The organism is Bradyrhizobium altum (assembly GCF_020889705.1).
Lineage (GTDB): Bacteria > Pseudomonadota > Alphaproteobacteria > Rhizobiales > Xanthobacteraceae > Bradyrhizobium > Bradyrhizobium altum.
The window spans coordinates 1-4090 of sequence record NZ_JACMYP010000441.1 but is presented as its reverse complement, the minus strand read 5'-3'; the positions used below and the strand labels follow the sequence as shown (position 1 = coordinate 4090).

4 protein-coding genes are annotated in these 4090 nt (G+C 68.1%); 1 reads left to right on the top strand and 3 read right to left on the bottom strand.

Annotated features, from left to right (window positions below):
* Positions 1-664, top strand: a 664-nt coding sequence (locus H8B02_RS45825) for a DNA mismatch repair MutL family protein (RefSeq protein WP_512699926.1), incomplete at its 5' end; no start/stop codon positions are given.
* 97 nt (positions 665-761) lie between these two features.
* On the opposite strand, the gene H8B02_RS45820 is transcribed toward H8B02_RS45825, so the two are convergent.
* From H8B02_RS45820 to H8B02_RS45810, 3 genes are all read right to left on the bottom strand, one after another.
* Positions 762-1370: a hypothetical protein gene (locus tag H8B02_RS45820; RefSeq protein ID WP_229172296.1), complete on the bottom strand. Its 609-nt coding sequence runs from the start codon at positions 1368-1370 to the stop codon at positions 762-764.
* A 94-nt stretch (positions 1371-1464) separates the two neighbouring features.
* Positions 1465-2022, bottom strand: coding sequence for a 16S rRNA (guanine(966)-N(2))-methyltransferase RsmD (rsmD, locus tag H8B02_RS45815; RefSeq protein ID WP_229172295.1), 558 nt, complete (start codon positions 2020-2022; stop codon positions 1465-1467).
* 6 nt (positions 2023-2028) lie between these two features.
* Positions 2029-4090: pseudouridine synthase (locus tag H8B02_RS45810; protein WP_229172294.1), on the bottom strand; the 2062-nt coding region annotated here is incomplete at its 5' end.

The following is a 4090-nucleotide window of genomic DNA, read 5'->3' as shown; positions in this document are numbered from 1 at the left end:
CGAGCCGGGACAGGCCGCCTTCGACGTCGGCACGCCGACCGCCGATGTCCGCTTCGAGGCCGCGCCCGCACCCGATCTGCTCGACCGACCGCTCGGCGCCGCGCGGACCCAGATCCACGAGACATATATCGTCTCGCAGACCCGCGACGGCCTGATCGTGGTGGACCAGCACGCGGCGCATGAGCGCATCGTCTATGAGAGACTGAAGGCTTCGCTGGCGAAGAATGGCGGGCAGCGGCAGATCCTCTTGATCCCGGAGATCGTCGAGCTCGATGAGGCGACTGTCGAAAAGCTGCTCGATCGCGCCGAGGAGCTGGCATCGTTCGGGCTCGCGATCGAATCCTTCGGTCCCGGCGCGGTCGCCGTGCGCGAGACGCCCTCGCTGCTCGGCAAGGCCAATGCCGCCGGGCTGCTGCGCGACCTCGCCGAACATATGGCCGAGTGGGACGAGGCGCTGCCGCTGGAGCGCCGGCTGATGCATGTCGCCGCCACCATGGCCTGCCACGGCTCGGTCCGCGCCGGGAGACGCCTCAAGCCGGAAGAGATGAACGCGCTGCTCCGCGAGATGGAAGACACGCCGAACTCCGGCCAGTGCAACCACGGCCGCCCGACCTATGTGGAATTGAAGCTGAGCGATATCGAGAAGCTGTTCGGGCGGCGATGAAGATCCCGTAGGATGGGTAGAGCGCAGCGAAACCCATCAACTTTTTTCCGCGCGGCACCATGATGGGTTTCGCTTCGCTCTACCCATCCTACGAATCCTATCGTGTGAACACCTCCAGCGCCGTCCGAAGCTGTACGATCCATTCATCGCCGTCCTCGAACCCGCCTGCTGCGATCCGCTTGCACACCTGATCGAGATCATCGCCATCGACTGCCTGCTTGCTGACCTGCCGCGCAATCGCAGCATAGCCCTCCGTCAGCAGCACCAGACCCGGCGCATTCGCGGCAACATAATGCTCGCGCGCCTCGCGAAAGATGCTGATCGCCTCATGGTACCGGCCAAGCGCCAGCTCAAACGCTCCCACCATCCAGACGCCCGTTGCCTCGCGCAGCGGTCCGAGCTCCAGGGTCCGCACCAGCCCGAGCGAGCGTTCCGCAAGCTCGCGCGCGGCGAGCAAATTGTCCGGGCTGATCGGCTTGTCGGAAACGCTCCAGCCCGGCCAGCAATCGGCTGCCGCGTTGAACGTCCACCGCTGAACCATCGTGAGCGCTTCACGCGCGTCGCCATCCTGCGCGCCACAACCGCGCTCGATCTGATCGGCGGCATCGCGCGCGGCCGCAAGCAGCGCTGCGTCGTCACCCGTACGGCGCAACGCCTTGACGTGCGTCTCCAGCTGACCGGCCAGTCCGGCAAGAGTGTCGGCCATGGTTCGCGCTCCGCAGGCGGCGTTGAATCAGTCTCGGGGTGGAGAAGGCGCAACAACCATAAAGTCAGCAGATGACGCTGACACCAATGCGCCCCTACACTTTTTCGCGAAGGAACACGAACTCCGTGTCGTCATAGGCGCGCCGCTCGAGCTCCTCGAACCCTTCGGGCGCCGCGAATGCCGCGGCCTTCGCTTCCTCGACGACGAGCAGCGCGCCCGGCGTCAGCCAGCCGCCGTCGCGCAGCGAGGCGAGCGCCTTGTCGGCGAGCCCCTTGCCATAGGGCGGATCGAGGAACACCAGCGAGAACGGCTCGACCGGATGCGCAGGTCCGAGATCGGTGGCATCGCGGCGATAGACCTTGGTCGTCCCGCCAAGGCCGAGCGACTCGACATTGTTGCGCAGCAGCGCCCGCGCCTCGGCGCCGTTGTCGACGAACAGTGTGAACTTTGCGCCGCGCGAGACCGCCTCGATGCCGAGCGCACCGGTGCCGGCAAACAGATCAAGCACGCGGGCGTCCTCAATCGGATTGTCGTAGGCATGGATCAGGATGTTGAACACGGACTCGCGCAGGCGGTCCGCGGTCGGACGGATGTCGCGGCCCGACGGCGAAGCGAGATTGCGGCCCTTCAGCCTGCCCCCGACGACGCGCATCGACCGTTACTCGTCCTTCGGCGTGAGATCGCGCTTGCCGTGATAGCCGCGCTTCGGGCGGCGCGGCGGGCCGTAGCCGTTAGCCTCGTCCTCGTTCCGGGCGCGCGCCTCCTCGCTGCCGGTGCGCTGCACCAGTACGCGGCGGCCCTTGCGGTCGTTGATCGTTTCGCGCTTGCTGGGCTTCGGCTTCCTGGCGGGCGCATCGTCGCCGCCGTCAGCTTCACGCTGCTCCGGCCGCGTGAAGTCCGCGCCTGCGACCTTGGCGATCTTCTCGCCGAGCTGCTCGCGCAGCACCCGCGTCTTGACCTCCTCGACCTTGCCCTCCTCGAGCTCGCCGAGCTGGAACGGGCCGTAGGAGATCCGGATCAGCCGGTTCACCTCGAGCCCGAGATGCGCCATCACGTTGCGTACCTCGCGGTTCTTGCCCTCGCGGATCGCGAACACCACCCAGACATTGGCGCTCTGGTCGCGCTCCAGCGTCGCGTCGATCGGCCCGTATTTGACACCGTCGACCTCGACGCCGTCCTTGAGCTGGTCGAGTTGCCCCTGCGTCACCTCGCCATGCGCACGCACGCGGTAGCGGCGCAGCCATCCGGTGTCGGGATGCTCCAGCGTCCGCGCCAGGCCGCCGTCATTGGTGAGGAGCAGCAGACCCTCGGTGTTGAAATCGAGCCGGCCGATCGAGATCAGCCGCGGCAGGCCCTCGGGTAGATTGTCGAACACGGTCGGCCGTCCCTCGGGGTCGGCATGCGTCGTCATCAGCCCGCGCGGCTTGTGATACATGAACAGCCGCGTCCGCTCGCGCGGCGGCAACGGCTTGCCGTCGACCGCCACGACATCGTTCTCGGTGACATCGAGCGCTGGCGAGTTGATCACGCGTCCGTTGACCGTGACGCGGCCCTGGGTGACGATCTCCTCGGCATCGCGGCGCGAGGCAAGACCGGCGCGCGCCAGCACCTTGGCGATGCGCTCGCCCGCCTTCTTCGGCTTCGGCTCGGGACGCTCGCGGCGGTCATCGTAGGAGCGTTCGCGATAGGCACCGCGGCCGCCGAAGGCCGGGCGCTTGGCAAAGACCTTGCTGTCGTCCTCATTCTCGCGGCGCGGCCGATCACCGAAACGGCCTTCGCTGCGCGGATGCTCCTGCCAGTCGGTGCGGCCTTCGGGGCGCTCGCGCCGGCGATCGCCGGCTTCTTCGTCACGACCCCAGCGCGGCCGGCTGAATTTCGGCCGCTCGTGGCGATCGCCCTGCTCGCGATCGTCACGGGAGCGCGAGAACCGCGGCCGCTCACCGCCGCCGCGATCGTCGCGCGGCCTGTCGTAACGCGGCTTGTCGAAATTGCGCGGGCCGTCGCGGAACGGACGCGAACCACGCTCCGGACGATCGGAACCGCCTTCGCGCTTCTGCCACGGCTTGGATTCGCCGCGCGGCGGCCGGTCGCCAAAGTCCTTGCGCGGGCCGCGATCGCCCCCGCGATCACGATCGCCGCCGCGCTTGAACTTGCTGTCGCCGCCGAATTTCCGTGCGGGCCGGTCGCCATCGCGCGAAGGACGGTCGCCGAACGATCGCTCGCCACGCGGCGTATAGGCCCGGTTCTCGCCGTCACGCTCGCGCGGCGCGTAAGGCTTCCTGTCGCCGAACTTCCGATCGGAAGACCGCCCCGCCGGGCGCGCATCATCGCGATCACGCCGCGGCGGGCGATCGTCGCGATTGAAGTTCGGACGGTCGCCGCGGGGCGTGTAGGGCCGCTTTTCGCCGCCGCGGTCTTCGCGCGGCTTGAACGAACGCTTTTCGCCATCCCCGCCGCGATCAAATCTTGGCCGGTCGCCGCGCGGCTTGAACGTGCGCTTCTCGCCATCGCCGTCTCGGGCCGGGCGATCGCGGAATGGCCGATCGCCACGGGCGTCATCACGGTTGAACCTCGGCTTGTCGCCGAACTCGCGGCGCGGCGGACGGTCCTCGCGATCGCCGCGATAGGGCCGCTTCTCGCCATCACCCTTGCCGGCAAACTTCTTGTCGCCAAAGCCGCGCTTGGCAAATTTCTTGTCCGGCCCGCGGGCGGCGCCGGAG